General features: G+C 72.2%; 13 protein-coding genes and 1 tRNA gene. 6 read left to right on the top strand and 8 right to left on the bottom strand.

The window, feature by feature from the left end:
- Window positions 1–183: 183 nt before the first annotated feature.
- Together LG396_RS33460 and LG396_RS33465 are read left to right on the top strand one after the other, a co-directional pair.
- Entirely contained in the window at window positions 184–1,695 is a 1,512-nt protein-coding gene (locus LG396_RS33460) for an NAD(P)/FAD-dependent oxidoreductase (protein ID WP_225797631.1), read from the top strand.
- A 191-nt stretch (window positions 1,696–1,886) separates the two neighbouring features.
- Window positions 1,887–3,173: an SAM-dependent methyltransferase gene (locus LG396_RS33465; protein WP_225797632.1), complete on the top strand. Its 1,287-nt coding sequence runs from the start codon at window positions 1,887–1,889 to the stop codon at window positions 3,171–3,173.
- A 281-nt stretch (window positions 3,174–3,454) separates the two neighbouring features.
- On the opposite strand, the gene LG396_RS33470 is transcribed toward LG396_RS33465, so the two are convergent.
- The 5 genes from LG396_RS33470 to LG396_RS33490 all read right to left on the bottom strand — a co-directional run bounded on the left by LG396_RS33470 (window position 3,455) and on the right by LG396_RS33490 (window position 8,006).
- Window positions 3,455–4,123, bottom strand: coding sequence for a hypothetical protein (locus LG396_RS33470; protein ID WP_225797633.1), 669 nt, complete (start codon window positions 4,121–4,123; stop codon window positions 3,455–3,457).
- Window positions 4,116–4,793, bottom strand: a complete 678-nt coding sequence (locus LG396_RS33475; RefSeq protein WP_225797634.1) for a hypothetical protein — start codon at window positions 4,791–4,793, stop codon at window positions 4,116–4,118. Before LG396_RS33475 ends, LG396_RS33470 begins: the two co-directional genes overlap by 8 nt.
- A 32-nt stretch (window positions 4,794–4,825) precedes the next feature.
- The gene (locus LG396_RS33480) at window positions 4,826–6,193 is read right to left on the bottom strand and encodes a coiled-coil domain-containing protein (RefSeq protein ID WP_225797635.1); all 1,368 of its coding nucleotides are present in this window, start codon (window positions 6,191–6,193) and stop codon (window positions 4,826–4,828) included.
- Window positions 6,187–6,498 carry a DUF6317 family protein gene (locus tag LG396_RS33485; protein ID WP_225797636.1) on the bottom strand — a complete coding sequence of 104 codons (312 nt, stop codon included), beginning with the start codon at window positions 6,496–6,498 and terminating at the stop codon, window positions 6,187–6,189. Before LG396_RS33485 ends, LG396_RS33480 begins: the two co-directional genes overlap by 7 nt.
- 119 nt (window positions 6,499–6,617) lie before the next feature.
- Entirely contained in the window at window positions 6,618–8,006 is a 1,389-nt protein-coding gene (locus LG396_RS33490; RefSeq protein ID WP_037750595.1) for a cystathionine beta-synthase, read from the bottom strand.
- Window positions 8,007–8,307: 301 nt separating this feature from the next.
- Between LG396_RS33490 and LG396_RS33495 the strand changes: the two genes are divergently transcribed.
- Complete coding sequence (locus tag LG396_RS33495; RefSeq protein ID WP_037750593.1) at window positions 8,308–9,342, top strand: SGNH/GDSL hydrolase family protein; 1,035 nt, start codon at window positions 8,308–8,310, stop codon at window positions 9,340–9,342.
- Between the two features lie 191 nt (window positions 9,343–9,533).
- On the opposite strand, the gene LG396_RS33500 is transcribed toward LG396_RS33495, so the two are convergent.
- A complete protein-coding gene (locus tag LG396_RS33500; protein WP_018838354.1) occupies window positions 9,534–10,370 on the bottom strand; it encodes a MurR/RpiR family transcriptional regulator in 837 nt (278 codons plus the stop codon).
- A gap of 138 nt (window positions 10,371–10,508) precedes the next feature.
- Between LG396_RS33500 and LG396_RS33505 the strand changes: the two genes are divergently transcribed.
- Together LG396_RS33505 and LG396_RS33510 are read left to right on the top strand one after the other, a co-directional pair.
- Window positions 10,509–10,925, top strand: a complete 417-nt coding sequence (locus tag LG396_RS33505; RefSeq protein ID WP_018838353.1) for a hypothetical protein — start codon at window positions 10,509–10,511, stop codon at window positions 10,923–10,925.
- Window positions 10,926–11,197: 272 nt separating this feature from the next.
- Window positions 11,198–12,547, top strand: a complete 1,350-nt coding sequence (locus tag LG396_RS33510) for an SGNH/GDSL hydrolase family protein (protein WP_225797637.1) — start codon at window positions 11,198–11,200, stop codon at window positions 12,545–12,547.
- A gap of 286 nt (window positions 12,548–12,833) precedes the next feature.
- Here LG396_RS33510 and LG396_RS33515 read toward each other — a convergent pair whose 3' ends face one another.
- Together LG396_RS33515 and LG396_RS33520 are read right to left on the bottom strand one after the other, a co-directional pair.
- Window positions 12,834–13,418 carry a hypothetical protein gene (locus LG396_RS33515; RefSeq protein WP_225797638.1) on the bottom strand — a complete coding sequence of 195 codons (585 nt, stop codon included), beginning with the start codon at window positions 13,416–13,418 and terminating at the stop codon, window positions 12,834–12,836.
- A 278-nt stretch (window positions 13,419–13,696) separates the two neighbouring features.
- Window positions 13,697–13,778: transfer RNA gene (locus tag LG396_RS33520), tRNA-Leu, on the bottom strand.
- 350 nt (window positions 13,779–14,128) lie between these two features.
- Here LG396_RS33520 and LG396_RS33525 point away from each other — a divergent pair.
- The gene (locus LG396_RS33525) at window positions 14,129–14,917 is read left to right on the top strand and encodes an ABC transporter ATP-binding protein (protein WP_225797639.1); all 789 of its coding nucleotides are present in this window, start codon (window positions 14,129–14,131) and stop codon (window positions 14,915–14,917) included.
- Window positions 14,918–14,974: the final 57 nt, after the last annotated feature.

Consider the following 14,974-nt stretch of genomic DNA (forward strand, 5'->3'; position numbering starts at 1 on the left):
TGCGTCAGAGTGACATCTGTGCGTCACGGCCTCGAAACCGCAGCTCAGCGGCCTGGCGGCAGAAAGCGCACGGTGGCCCGTGGCGAGCGCAAAAGATGTGGCGGCGCAGTGTAGCATCACCGGGGGTGGAGCTTGTGAACCCCCTCACGAGCACCCCTCCCGTACCGGGGGGATACTCGAATCATGAGCACTACGGAGCGTCCCAGGATCCTCGTAGTAGGCGGCGGTTACGTCGGCCTTTACGCGGCGCGCCGCATCCTGAAGAAGATGCGGTACGGGGAGGCGTCGGTCACCGTCGTCGACCCGCGCTCGTACATGACGTACCAGCCCTTCCTCCCCGAGGCGGCCGCCGGCAGCATCTCCCCCCGGCACGTCGTGGTGCCGCTGCGCCAGGTCCTCCCCGGCGCCGAGGTGCTCACCGGCCGGGTCACCTCCATCGACCAGGACCGCAAGGTCGCGGTCGTCGCGCCCATCGTCGGCGGCCCCTACGAGGTGCCGTTCGACCTCCTCATCGTCGCGCTCGGCGCCGTCTCGCGCACCTTCCCGATCCCCGGCCTCGCCGAGAACGGCATCGGCATGAAGGGCGTCGAGGAGGCGATCGGGCTGCGCAACCACGTGCTGGAGCAGCTCGACAAGGCGGAGTCCACCAACGACCCCGACACCCGGCGCAAGGCCCTCACCTTCGTCTTCGTCGGCGGCGGGTTCGCCGGCGCCGAGACCATCGGCGAGATCGAGGACCTGGCGCGCGACGCCGCCAAGTACTACCCCTCGATCAAGCGCGAGGACATGCGCTTCGTCCTCGTCGACGCCGCCGACAAGATCCTCCCCGAGGTCGGCCCGGCGCTCGGCAAGTGGGGTCTGAAGCACCTCCAGCAGCGCGGCATCGAGGTCTACCTCGACACCTCCCTGGAGTCGTGCATCGACGGCCGCGTCGTGCTCAAGAACGGCCTCGAGGTCGACTCCAACACCATCGTGTGGACCGCAGGCGTCAAGCCGCACCCGGTGCTGAAGGAGTACGGCCTGCCGCTCGGCCCCAAGGGGCACGTCGACACCGCCGCCACCCTCCAGGTCCAGGGCACCGACTACATCTGGGCCGCCGGCGACAACGCCCAGATCCCCGACCTCGCCGCCCGCGCCGCCGGCGTCGAGAACGCCTGGTGCCCCCCGAACGCCCAGCACGCCCTGCGGCAGGCCAAGCTCCTCGGCGACAACGTCGTGGCGGAGCTGCGCGGCTTCCCGCAGCGCCAGTACCGGCACAAGAACAAGGGCGCCGTCGCCGGCCTCGGCCTGCACAAGGGCGTCGCGATGATCAACGTGCTCGGCCGGTCCCTGAAGTTCAAGGGCCGCCTCGCCTGGTACATGCACCGCGGCTACCACGGCCTCGCCGTGCCGACCTGGAACCGCAAGATCCGGGTCTTCATGGACTGGACGCTCGGCGTCTTCCTCAAGCGCGAGGTCGTCTCGCTGGGCGCGATGGAGTCGCCGCGGGACGAGTTCTACGAGGCCGCCGCGCCGGTCACCGCCGCCGCCCGGGCCCAGCACGACCAGTCCGTACGCGACGGAGAGGCCACCCGCGAGCAGGAGCGCGCCCGCGGCGCCGCCGGCCTGCCGCCCGCCGAGGACAGCCGCGAGCAGCCCGACCGCGCGCAGGCAGGCCACGAGGAGCACAGCCGCGAGGCGGCCCGCGCCTCCTGACCCCCCCGCACCCGGCCGACCTCCGGTCAGGCGCCCTCCCGGTCCGCCGGGAGGGCGCCTGACTGCTCTTTTCGGCTGGTACCGGCGCCCCGGCGCGCAACGGGACTTCCCGGGGTGGGTCTTGGTGTTTACGTGTAGTCCAGCAAAACCGGACACACGCCTACCACCTGCCCATCTCTCGGAGGTGCGCCATGACCCACGGAGCCGCGCCCCGGCTCGCCGCCCTCGCGGAAGAGTTGCTCGGAACTCCGCTGCCGATCCGCATCCGCGCCTGGGACCGCTCGGAAGCCGGTCCCGAGGGCGCCCCCGTCCTCGTCGTACGCCACCGCAGAGCGCTGCGCCGCATCCTGTGGCGGCCCGGCGAACTCGGCCTCGCCCGCGCCTGGGTCGCCGGCGAACTCGACGTCGAGGGCGACCTGTACACCGCCCTCGACCGCCTCGCCGGCCTGCTCTGGGAACGCGACCCCGACGCCCCCCGGCCCCGGCCGACCCGCCTCGCCGCCGCCGCCCGCGGCATCCTCGCCCTCGCCCGGCCGCTGCCCCCGCCCCCGCCGCCGCCCGAGGAGGTGCGCCGGCACAAGGCCCGCGGCGCCCTGCACACGCTGCGCCGCGACAGGGCCGCCGTCAGCCACCACTACGACGTCGGCAACGACTTCTACTCCCTCGTCCTCGGCCCGTCCATGGTCTACTCGTGCGCCTACTGGGACGAGGGCGACACCCTGGAGGACGCCCAGGCCGCCAAGCTCGACCTCGTCTGCCGCAAGCTCGGCCTCAAGGAGGGCGACCGGCTGCTCGACGTCGGCTGCGGCTGGGGCTCGATGGTGCTGCACGCGGCGCGCGAGTACGGCGTACGCGCCGTCGGCATCACGCTCTCCGCCGAGCAGGCCGCGTACGCCCGCAAGCGGGTGGCCGACGCCGGCCTCGGCGACCGCATCGAGATCCGGGTCCAGGACTACCGCGAGACCGCCGACGGCCCGTACGACGCCATCTCCTCCATCGGCATGGCCGAGCACGTCGGCTCGACCCGCTACGGCGAGTACGCCCGCGGCCTCCACCGCCTGCTGCGCCCCGGCGGCCGGCTGCTCAACCACCAGATCGCCCGCCGCCCGCGGGCGGACGAAGAGGACTACGTGATCGACGAGTTCATCGACGCGTACGTCTTCCCCGACGGCGAACTGTCGCCCATCGGCACGACGGTGGACCAGCTGGAGCGCGCGGGCTTCGAGGTGCGCGACACCCAGGCGCTGCGCGAGCACTACGCGCTGACGCTGCGCCGCTGGGTGGCGAACCTGGAGGCCCGCTGGGCGAAGGCCGCGGCGCTGACCACGCCGGGGCGGGCGCGGGTGTGGCGCCTGTACATGGCGGCGTCGGCGCTGTCCTTCGAGCACAACCGGATCGGCGTGAACCAGGTCCTGGCGGTACGGACCCCGGGCTCGGGCGACTCCGGCCTGCCACTGCGGCAGCCGGAGTGGCGCTGAGGCGGGGGGCGCGGCCTGCGGGGCTCGGGTCACGGGGCACGGATCCCGGATCCACCGGTTCGGGTGATCCCGCAAACGGTACGAGGGCGTCACGCCGGCGCAGCACGGGGTTAACACGGGTCCGGCATCGTGGAGGACGTCGGCAAGGACCTCCGGAGCGGCTCCCGGACCTCCTGGTCGCCGGACGCAGGGCCCGGCTCGAACCGGCCCGCGTCCCACGCGGGGACCGCCGTCGTCCCGCCCCCTAGGTGCGCAGCACCGGGGGTGCGGCGGTCCCCGCGTCACACGTTTGTGCGCAGGTGTACGAGCGGGTCGTCGAAACTGACGTGCGCGGCGACGTCGCGCAGCATCGCGCGGTAGTGGGAGCGGCGGCCCGGGGCCGGTGTGGTGAGGCTGAGCACGACGAGCCGGCTGCCGTCGGGGTGGGGCAGGTAGGCGTGAATCTGAAGCAGCCGCTCGACGGGAATCCCGAGATCGGGTGCCACGGTCCGCGCCACCTCGCCGAGGGCGGCGGGGCCGCAGGGGAGGTCGAGGACTTCGACATGTTCGTGACCTGCGGCGACGGCGCGGGCGGCGGTGAGGTGGCGGGGGGCGCGGCTGATGTCCTGCCACCGGAAGGTGAAGAACGAGGTGAGCACCCGCCCGTCGCCGTCGTCGTCTCGATGCAGACCCAGCGAACAGTGCACGACGCCTTCCTCACGAAGCGCGAGCATCATCCGCTGAGCCCCGGCCAACTGCCCGATCAACCGCTGCCGAACGACCCCGTCGGGAACCCCGTCGAGAATGCCGTCGACCACCTCCCGCAGCCGCGAGGCGTCGGCGCTGTCGGAGGAAGCGGTGAGGGCATCGAGCGGGAGGGTGGTAAACCCGGCGGGCAGGGCGAACCACGCTTCACGGTCGGGCGCGGCGACGGATTCACTGAGGACGTACGTGGCCTGGTCTTCAGTCACGGGGCCCCCGCCAACCAATGGCTTGCCGTGCGTGAGCCAGGTCTTCGGGGGAAGCTTGCCACGAGTTGACGTCGATGGGCGCCGTTTGCTTCGTCTCTCCGACCTGGACGATTAGGTGCATGCGTTTTGGCGCTGGGATTTTAGGGGTACTTCCGGGTTTGGTGACGGCGATGACGCCGAAGAAGCGCGGATCGCCGACGAACCAGATGGGCTTCAACTGAGCCTTCAGCTCAGGCTTGGCGCGGGGTCCCATCCGTCTGGTCCACCATGAGGGCAGGTAACGCAGGTGCTGGTACACCAGGAACGGTTCCCCCGGCTGCGCGGGGTGGGGGATTGTGAGGCAGAGCTTCGTTGGTGTTCCTTCGGGGTGGGTGGGGAAACTGTATGGGATATCGTCCAGACGCCAGGGATAGGCCCGAAGGATTCTGCGGATTCGGATGTTGGAGAGGATTTGAGCAGGCTGAATTTTGGCGCGATACGCACCGTAGCCCATGAGGATTATGATGACGATGCTGAGCGCGAGCGAGTAGAAGGCGAGGAGAAAGATCAGGAAGCACCAAGGGCTAAGGAACCAACCGATGAAGGCAAGGACGCTGATCGTCATCTGCTTGGCCCAGGCACGCCGGGTCGGCGGGTGTTCCCAGGCTGTGGCGTAGTTGGACGGGTGCACGTTAAACCTCCTTTGAGCATGGTCGGGAAGTGTCAGGGGAAGACGCGGGGGATGACATTTATGAGATCCCCGCTGCTGATTCCGGCGATCTCGAGGCCGCCGAAGACAGTTCCCGAATTGCTGACGCCTTCGTTGTCGAGGGCGTCCACCTTGGTGCCGAGCAGGTTAATTCCTCCGGAGGCCACCCCGATGGAAGCCGCGGTTACCTCAATGGCTTTGGGTGCTGAAGACGGCATCCTTGTGCTGTGGACAATCCAGGCCACCGTCGGATTGTCCAGCGCGCTGATAGCTCGCGCTTCTGTCATTATGTGGCCGCCTACGGTGCCGATTTTCTGGCCCAGTGACAGAGTCGCGGATCCTGTCCGAATAGCGCCCGCGCCGAGTTTGATTCCCTGGCCCACCGCAGCCAGGCCGGGCACCAGGCCGAGAGCGTCGGCACCCACGCCTGTCAGGTTGGAGAAGAAGTCCGCGTCGAATTCGCCCTTCGTGATCCCGTTCCACAGTGACGCCCGCACCTCTGGATCCGAGAACCGCACCGCCAGCGCCCCCGCGCTCAGACCCGACGCCACCAGCAACAGCACCGCTGTCGCCGTGCCGCCCGTGACGATCGTCAAGGCCGCCAACGCCACCACGCCGGCCGCCACGCTCAGGATGTCCGGGAGGTTCTCCGAGATCCAGGCTGCCGCCTTCTCGAAGAAGCCTGGTTCCTGGGGGGCCAGTTTGTCCGTGGCGTCGCGGATCCTTGCCGCCCGGTCGCTGGCCTTGTTCTCGTGTTCCCACGCGAGGTTCTTCGCGCTCGACAGGATGCGTTCGAGGTCAGCCTGGGCTTGGGCCACCGCCGCGTTGAGGCGGCGCATCGTCGCCTTCGCCTCGTCCTCGTCCTCGTCGGACTTCCCTCCGCCGCCAGCGCTGGAACCGGTGTCCCGCTTGGCTGCGTTGGCGTTGGATTCCGCCTCGCCGAGGATCTCCCGCGCTGTACGGGCTTTGTCGTTGAGGCGGTTGGCGCGGTCCTGGAACTCGCCGAGGTCGGTTTCCCAGCGATCGAGCTGCTTGGCGGCCTTCCTGATGGAGTGCGCGGCGTTCTTGAGGTTCAGGGGGAGCGGGCCGTCTTCCAACTGGTCCCGGAAGGCGGTGGCCGCGTCGCCCTTCCAGTAGCTGCCGTCCATCAGCTTGGTGATCATGTCGCGGGTCTCTTCGAGCACGTCCGCGCACCTGATGAGCTTGGCGCGGAGGGCGTGGACGGTGTCCGTGCTGCCCGGTGCCGGGTTGAAGCCCAGGTGCGGGTACGTGTCGGGGACCGTACCCGGCTGGAGGCCCTGGGGCTGGGTCATGGGTAAGTCGGCGAACATGCCCCGCGGTCGCCGGGAGCTGTCTAAGCCGGAAATATCGCCGTTCACCATGTGCCGCCTTCCTGGGCCGCTTTCGTCAGGTTCTCCTCCAGGGCCTTGTCGACCTCGGCGTAGCTCTCCTTGCTGTCCCCGACGATCCCCGCCAACTCCTCCACCTGCTCGCCGATCTGCCCGGTGCCGTACTTCCAGTCGTCCTGGAAGTCCTGGCACGCGTCATCGAGGTCGTCGGTGCCGAGGCCGCTGATCGTGGAGTCGCGCAGCGCCTTGTGGACCCCTTCGAGTGACTGCACCGAGCGCTTCAGCAGGCGCATGAAGCGCTCGAGTTCGTCACCGTCGACGGCTAGTCGGTCCGCCAACCTTCACCTCCGAGAACGTGTCGTCGCTCTCCCCCGCTGCGAAGGCATCGTAGCGATGAGTGGTGACACGAATGCGAAGGGTGTGGATAACTTGGCGAGTTGTGGACGGCTTGGCGGGTTCAGGCCCTTCCCGCGCCCTTCGCCAGGTACGCCAGCAGGTCCGTCCGCGACACCACGCCCGTCGGCTTGCCCTCCACCAGCACCACCGCCGCGTCCGCGCCCTCCAGCACCGCCACCAGGTCCGCGACCGGTTCGCCCGAGCCGACCTGCGGCAGCGGGGGGCACATGTGCTGCTCCAGGGGGTGGTCGAGTTCGGCCTTGTGGGTGAAGAGCGCGTCCAGCAGCTCGCGTTCCACGATCGAGCCGACGACCTCCGCCGCCATCACGTCCGGGTGTCCCGCCCCCGGCTTGACGACCGGCATCTGCGAGACCCCGTACTCGCGCAGCACCTCGATCGCCTCGCCCACCGTCTCCTCCGGGTGCATGTGCACCAGCGACGGCATGCTGCCCTCCTTGTCGCGCAGCACGTCCGCGACGCTCGCGGTGCCGGCCTCGTCCAGGAAGCCGTAGTCCGCCATCCAGTCGTCGTTGAAGATCTTCGACAGGTAGCCGCGGCCGCTGTCCGGCAGCAGGACGACGACCACGCCGTTCTCGTCCAGCCGCTCCGCCACCCGCAGCGCGGCGACCACGGCCATCCCGCAGGAGCCGCCGACGAGCAGCCCCTCCTCGCGGGCCAGCCGGCGGGTCATGCGGAAGGAGTCCTTGTCGGAGACGGCGACGATCTCGTCCGCGACCCCGCGGTCGTACGCGTCCGGCCAGAAGTCCTCGCCGACGCCCTCGACCAGGTACGGGCGGCCCGAGCCGCCGGAGTACACCGAGCCCTCCGGGTCGGCGCCGACGACCTGCACGGCGCCGTCGGAGACCTCCTTCAGGTACCGGCCGGTGCCGGAGATCGTGCCGCCGGTGCCGATGCCCGTGACGAAGTGCGTGATGCGGCCATCGGTCTGCGTCCACAGCTCGGGGCCCGTGGAGTGGTAGTGGGACTCCGGGTTGTCCGGGTTGCTGTACTGGTCGGGCTTCCAGGCGTCGGGGGTCTCGCGGACCAGGCGGTCGGAGACGTTGTAGTACGAGTCGGGGTGCTCGGGGTCGACGGCGGTCGGGCAGACGACGACCTCGGCGCCGTACGCACGCAGCACGTTGATTTTGTCCGTGGACACCTTGTCAGGGCAGACGAAGATGCACTTGTAGCCCTTCTGCTGGGCCACCATTGCCAGCCCCACCCCGGTGTTGCCCGACGTCGGCTCGACGATCGTGCCCCCGGGCCGCAGCGCGCCCGAGCGCTCCGCGGCCTCGATCATGCGCAGCGCGATGCGGTCCTTCACCGAGCCGCCGGGGTTGAAGTACTCCACCTTCGCAAGCACCGTCGCCCGGATGCCCTGGGTCACGCGGCCCAGCCTGACCAGGGGCGTGTTGCCGACCAGATCGGTGATCGACTCGTGATACTGCACCGCACACTCCAGGGTCCGTGGCTCTCGGGGCGAGCCCAGCGTAAGGCTTCCCCCGCGGGTGATTGAGCCGGGCACAAGGCCGGGCAACAAAGTGTTAGCACGCGCGTAGACCGCGGCGTACGGCGGGTGGAGGGTGCCCGCGCGCCGCCGCGGACGGGCGGGGGAGACGGCGTAGGACAGAAGGGGTGGGACGGACGGCTCACACGAGAGTGCAGGGGCACGGCTGCGGTACGGACACGGAGCTACGGACACGACACGACGCGGCACGGCGCCCCGGGGGCCGGCGCGGAACGGAGAGGCGATGTCGATGACCAGGGCGAGGGCGGCACGCCGGATCGCCGCGGCGGCGGCGTACGGCGGCGGGGGCATCGGCCTGCTCGGCGGGGCGACGCTGGGCGTGCTGGTCGCGGAGGTGCACCTGGCGCGGCGCCGGGTGGGCGGCAGCGACGAGGAGCCGCCGCGGGCCGACGGGCGGTACGGGGCGGCCTTCGGCCGCAGGCGCGGGGTGCGGCCGGTGCTGCTGGCGTTCCTCGGCGACTCCACCGCCGCGGGCCAGGGCGTCTACCGGCCCCGCCAGACGCCGGGTGCGCTGCTCGCCTCCGGGCTCGCGGCGGTCGCCGAGCGGCCGGTGGACCTGCGGAACGTGGCGCTGTCCGGGGCCCAGTCCGACGACCTCGACCGGCAGGTGACGCTGCTGCTGGACGAGGAGGGGCTGCGGCCCGACGTCGCGGTCATCATGGTCGGCGCCAACGACGTCACCCACCGGGTGCCGCCGGCGGTGTCGGTGCGCTGCCTGTCCGACGCCGTCGCGCGGCTGCGTGAGGCCGGCACGGAGGTCGTCGTCGGTACCTGCCCCGACCTGGGCACGATCGAGCCGGTGCAGCAGCCGCTGCGCTGGCTGGCCCGCCGGCTGAGCCGGCAACTCGCCGCGGCGCAGACGATCGCCGTCCTCGACCGCGGCGGGCGCACGGTGTCGCTGGGCACGCTGCTCGGCCCGGAGTTCGCGGCCAACCCGCGCGAGCTGTTCGGCCCGGACAACTACCACCCCTCGGCGGAGGGCTACGCCACCGCCGCGATGGCCCTGCTGCCCACCCTCGCCTCGGCGCTCGGCATGTGGCCGGCGGAGGAGGAGCGCCCGGACGTCCGCCGCGACGAGGGCTACCTGCCGGTGGCCAAGGCCGCGGCCCAGGCCGCGGGCGAGAGCGGCACGGAGGTCGCCCCGGCAGGCCCCACGGGCGGGCGCGGGCCGTGGGCGCTGCTGAAGCACCGGCGCAGGCGGCGGGTGGCGGAGGCGGAGACGGACGCGGAGCAGACGGCCGTGGGGGAGCGGGGGTAGCGGACGCGAGCCGGGGGCGGGGGAAGGGGGTGCGGGCAAGCGGCGGTGAGGCGCGTCGCGTACGGGCCGCGCCCCCGGTTCGTACGGGGGGCGCGGACGGGCGGCGGTGGGGCGCGTCGCGTGCGGGTCCGGGCGCGACGGTGGGGCGCCCTCGCGTACGGGCCCGGGCCCCCGGGTCGTACGGCCGCGCCTCAGTCCAGGAACAGTCCCCGCTCCGCCGCCCGCGCGTCGAACTCCTCCAGCCGCGCCTGCGCCTCCGGCAGCGCGTCGCACATCGCCTCCAGCAGCACCCGTCCCAGCAGCATCGGCCCGCATGCCGTGTCGAACGACAGCCCCGTGCCCACCGCCGCCGGCAGCAGGACGTCGCTGTCCTGCGCGACCGGCGTGAACGAGCTGTCCGCCACCGTGACCACCGTCAGCCCCGTCGCCCGCGCCGTGCGCAGCGCGTCCGCCAGTTCCCGCGGGTGCCGCGGCAGCGCGAAGCACAGCAGCGCCGTGGCACCGGCGCGGGCGGCGGCGTCGACGCGGTCGTCGAGCATCGAGCCGGCCTCGTCGAGGACCCGGATGTCGGGGTGCACCTTCGCCGCGAAGTACGCGAAGCCGCGCGCCTGCGCCGCCGCGGCGCGCAGCCCGAGCACGGGCAGCGGCCGGGAGGCGGCGAGGAGCCGGCCGGCGTCCTCGACGGGGGCGGGGTCGGCGAGCAGCGCGGAGAGGTTGCGCAGGTTCTCGATCTCGGCCTGTACGGCCTGCTGGTACTCGTTCCGCTCCGCCGGCCCCGCCGGCTCGCCGAGGCCGGCCTCGCGCAGGGCGCGGCGCAGCGCCGGGTAGCCGTCGAAGCCGAGGGCGACGGCGAACCGGGTGACGGACGGCTGGCTCACCCCGGCCAGCTCGGCCAGCTCCACGCTGGACAGGAACGGCGCGTCGGCGGCCCTGCGCACCATGCAGTGCGCGATGCGGCGCTGGGTCGGCGTCAGCCGGCGGCCCTCGAAGAGCTTCTGCAGCCGGGCGCCCGCGTCGGCGGAGACCATCCCACCTCCGGATCCGATGTCCTATTCACTGCACGTCGACTCTGCATGACCGTATGCACCACGGCAAGGGCGCACCGGAACGAATTGGGGGGGTAGCACCACTGCACCCGCGCGCGCGGACTCCGTACCGTACGGGGTATGAGTGCGCGGGACCCGGAGATCAAGAGTGAACTCGATGCCACCCTGCAGACCCGCAGGGACCTCGGCCCCGAGTACGAGGAAGAGCTGATCGAGGGCTTCCTCGAGAAGGTGCAGCAGCGGATGGACGGGACGTTCGACACCCGGTTGCGCCGCCAGCTCGCCGAGCAGCAGATGCAGGTCGCGCGGGGCACGCAGCCGGGCACCGGCTCGCCGGACGGCACCTTCGGCGAGCGCTTCGGCTTCGCCGCCGTGACGATGGTGCTGGCGATCCCCCTGTCGGCGATCGGCGTGGTCAACGAAGGCCTGGCCGGGCTGCTGGTGACCTGGGGTGGCATCTTCGGCGTGAACGCGGTGCACGCCACGGGGCTCTTCCGCCGCCGCCGGGCGGAGAAGGGCAAGTCCGACTGGGACTGAGCGACGCCGTCCGCAGGGCGACCGGGCCCCGCCCCGGCGCCCGGTCGGGCCGTGCGGGTGTTCCCGGGTGTTCCCTGTACGCGACCCTGACCAGGCCGCGCAGCAGCGCGGCCTGGGCGGACACGCCGGTGTGAGATTGCGCGCGCGGGTGGTGTGGCATGAACCTGCGCGTGTGGCGGCGTTGACCGGGGTGGTGGCGGACCGTAGCGTACGGTCAGAAATTTTCGGCACGGATCTCGAAATATTTCGCCGCCTCGCTCCGGGAGCCGCAGATGCCCCAGCCCGCGTACCGACGCCCCCGTGACCGCCGCTCCGCCGTGTATCCGTACCTCGCCGCCGCGCTCGTCATGGCCCTCGTCGCGGCCGTGGCCGTGGCGGCCCAGGCGCTACGCGGCCCCGCCCCCGCGGAAGCCGCGCCCCCCGCGGCCGCCGCCCCCCGCGGCCCCGCGCAGTGGGTCGCCGCCTGGACCTCGATGCCGCAGCTCACCGAGCCGGCGAACATGCCGCCCCCGCCGTTCACCCAGGACGACGGCGTCCTGCACGACGCCACCCTGCGCCAGACCGTGCGCCTCACCGTCTCCGGCGACCGGCTCCGGTTCCGGTTCTCCAACGCCTTCGGCGGCGCCGAGCTGCCCCTCACCCGCGCCGCCGTCGCCCTCCCGGCCGGCGGCCGGGCCGGGGTCGACGGCATCGTGCCGGGCACCTCGCGCCCGCTGACGTTCAGCGGCCGGCCGGCCACGACGGTCCCCGTCGGCGCGCAGGTCGTCTCCGACCCCGTACGGCTCGACGCCGCGCCCGGCGCCAACCTGACCGTGACCCTCCACCTCGCCGACGGCCAGGCGTCCACCGACGTCACCTCGCACCCGGGGTCGCGCACCACCTCGTACCTGCTGGCCGGCGACCACACCGACGCCGCCGCGCTGCCCGGCGCGACGGCCACCGACCACTGGTACTTCCTCAGTGGCGTCGAGGCCGAGGCGTCCGCCCCCACCCGCGCCGCCGTCGTCCTCGGCGACTCCCTGAGCGACGGCCGCGGCTCCACCACCAACGGCAACGACCGCTGGCCCGACCTGCTCAACGACCGGCTGCGCGGGCCCGGCGCCCCGCCCGTCTCCGTCGTCAACCAGGCCGCCGGCGGCAACCGCGTCCTCGACGACGGCCTCGGCCCCAACGCGCTGGCCCGGCTCGACCGCGACGTGCTCGCGGTGAGCGGGGCGCGGTGGCTGCTGGTCTTCGAGGGCATCAACGACATCGGCACCGCGCCGGCCACGCCGGCGGCGCAGGAGGAGACCGGGGACGAGCTGGTGGCCGCGTACGACCAGATCGTCACGCGCGCGCACGCGCAGGGCATCCGCGTCTACGGGGCCACGCTCACGCCGTTCGGCGGCAGCACGCCGTACGACGACCCGGAGGGGCTGCGCGAGGCGACGCGGCAGCGCGTGAACGACTGGATCCGCAGCAGCGGGCGCTTCGACGCCGTCGTCGACTTCGACGCGGCCACCCGCGACCCGGCGAACCCCCGCGCGCTGCGACCCGCCCTCGACACCGGCGACCACCTCCACCTCAACCCTCAGGGTTACGCGCTCCTGGCCAGCACGGTGCCGCTGCGCCTCTTCCGCTGACGTTGTTTCTGGGCGTTGACGGCGATTTGGGCGCCGAAACGGATTGACCCACCGGTCGGCCGCAACTACGCGGGTAGTGCGGAACGTTGTTTTTCACTTATCGGCGGTAATTCGCGTGCCGTTGAATTCGCCGTGCGCACTGTGCACGGTGGCAATAAGCGGGATTTTCCGGTACGCGAATACCGCCCGGGCCGGGTGCCCGCGGCCCCCGGGAGCGGCGTCCTCCGCGGTGCCGCCCCGCCCGCCGCCGCGGACCGCCGCCGCGGCACCCCGCCGCCGGCCGCCGTCACACGGCGGCCGGCGAGCCGCGGCGTACGCCCCCGCCCGGCAACGCGTCACCGGCGGCGATGCCCGTACGGACATACGCCGTGTCCGAGCCGCCCGTTCCGGAGCCCCGGCGGGTGACGGAGTCGGCCGGCAGCCACAGCAGCGCGTCCTGCTCCCGCTCCCAGCGGCCGAGCCACGCGGCCTTCGCCCGCAGCCCGGCACCGGCTCCGGCCAGCGCCAACCCGCCGGCGATCGGCACCGCAGCCGCCGAGCCGGCCGCGACGGCGAACGCCGCCGCCAGCCACCACCGGCGCGCCCGCCGCCATGCCCGTACGGTCACGGCCCGATCCTGCAACACCGCGCCGCGGGCCGCCCGTTGGGCCTTTCGCGCCTGCGCCAGGCAGCGCCCGCGGTGCGCCGCGTAGACCGCGGGGGCGACGACGAGGAACAGCGCCGCGCCCGCGTAGAGTCCTATCCACTGGCCGGTCAGCCCGTCCTGCCAGGCACCCGCCGCCGCGGCGGCGATACCCGGCCACCACAGCGGCGCCGCGCCCGCACGCACCACGACCGCCGCCCGCGCCAGCGCCACCGTTCCGCGCGCCACTTCCCACTCCTCCCGCCGGGGTCCTCGACCGCGTGCGCGCGAGGCTACCTGCGGATTCTGAGGAGGGGATGAGAGGGGGCGGGGCCCGGTGGCCGGTACGCGGCGGGTGCCCAGTGGTCCGATCTGCGGGCGGCGGCGCCCGGGTGAACGTTTCAGCGAAGTGGCCGGTTCCAGACTGCCCGGGCGAGGCCCAAAGGGGCGTCAGCGGTGCCCCGGAGGGGCGGGGTCACCGTTGCTGACCAGTCGTCTTCGCAGGTCGACGACCTCTTGCCGGGAGGTGCCCGGAGCCGGACTTGAACCGGCACGGCCCGAAGGCCAGCGACTTTTAAGGTCGCCGTGTCTGCTTTCCACCATCCGGGCAGGACTCCCGGCCCGCACACGCTGCGTACGGACCACCGCATGGCGCGTAACCAGAGTAGCGGTGCGGATGGGCCGAACTGGCCATCTACGGACTGATGTTGGCTTGAATTAGGCCCGAGTTGTCGAAGAAGTCCTCGGATGAAATTCCACTACCCTTATTGCCCCTCTCGGGGCCCTCGCCCCATGCGTTCGTCAGGGTCCGGGTCATACCCCAGGAGGAGCCCCCGGGAGCCGGAGTACCTCCTCGGTCTCGCCCGGAACGGGAGCGCGGGCTGATCCGGACGACCGGATCCGCGGCAACGATGGAGGGGACAGGTTGCACACCACCGTCCCGACAGGAGCCCACCGCCGTGACCACCACCATCCCCGGCGCCTCCGGCCGCGGCACCGCGTACGCCGCGGTGCCGGCGGCCGGCGCCACCGAGCTGACCAAGGTCTACGGCGAGGGCGAGACGAAGGTCGTCGCCCTCGACCGCGTCTCCGTAGAGTTCATGCAGGGCGAGTTCACCGCGATCATGGGGCCGTCCGGCTCCGGCAAGTCGACCCTCATGCACTGCATGGCCGGCCTCGACACCATCTCCGGCGGCTCCTCGCGCATCGGCGAGACCGAGCTGACCGGGCTGAAGGACAAGAAGCTCACCCAACTGCGCCGCGACAAGGTCGGCTTCGTCTTCCAGGCCTTCAACCTGCTGCCGACGCTGAACGCGCTGGAGAACATCACGCTGCCCATGGACATCGCCGGCCGCAAGCCCGACGAGCAGTGGCTGCAGCAGGTCGTGGAGACCGTGGGCCTGTCCGGCCGGCTCAAGCACCGCCCCAGCCAGCTCTCCGGCGGCCAGCAGCAGCGCGTCGCCGTCGCCCGGGCGCTGGCCGCCCGGCCCGAGATCATCTTCGCCGACGAGCCCACCGGCAACCTCGACTCCCGCTCCGGCGCCGAGGTGCTCGGCTTCCTGCGCAACTCCGTGCGCGAGCTGGGCCAGACGGTCGTCATGGTCACCCACGACCCGGTGGCCGCGGGCTACGCGGACCGCGTCGTCTTCCTCGCCGACGGCCGCATCGTCGACGAGCTGCGCGACCCGACCTCCGAGCAGGTGCTGGACATGATGAAGCGCTTCGACGCCAAGGGCCGGGTCAGCTGAGCCCCGCTCGCTGACCCAGAAGGCCGCCCGCTACCGGCTTCCACCACAGGACTGACC

Source organism: Streptomyces aculeolatus, from assembly GCF_020400605.1.
In the GTDB taxonomy this organism is placed as follows: Bacteria; Actinomycetota; Actinomycetes; order Streptomycetales; family Streptomycetaceae; genus Streptomyces; species Streptomyces aculeolatus.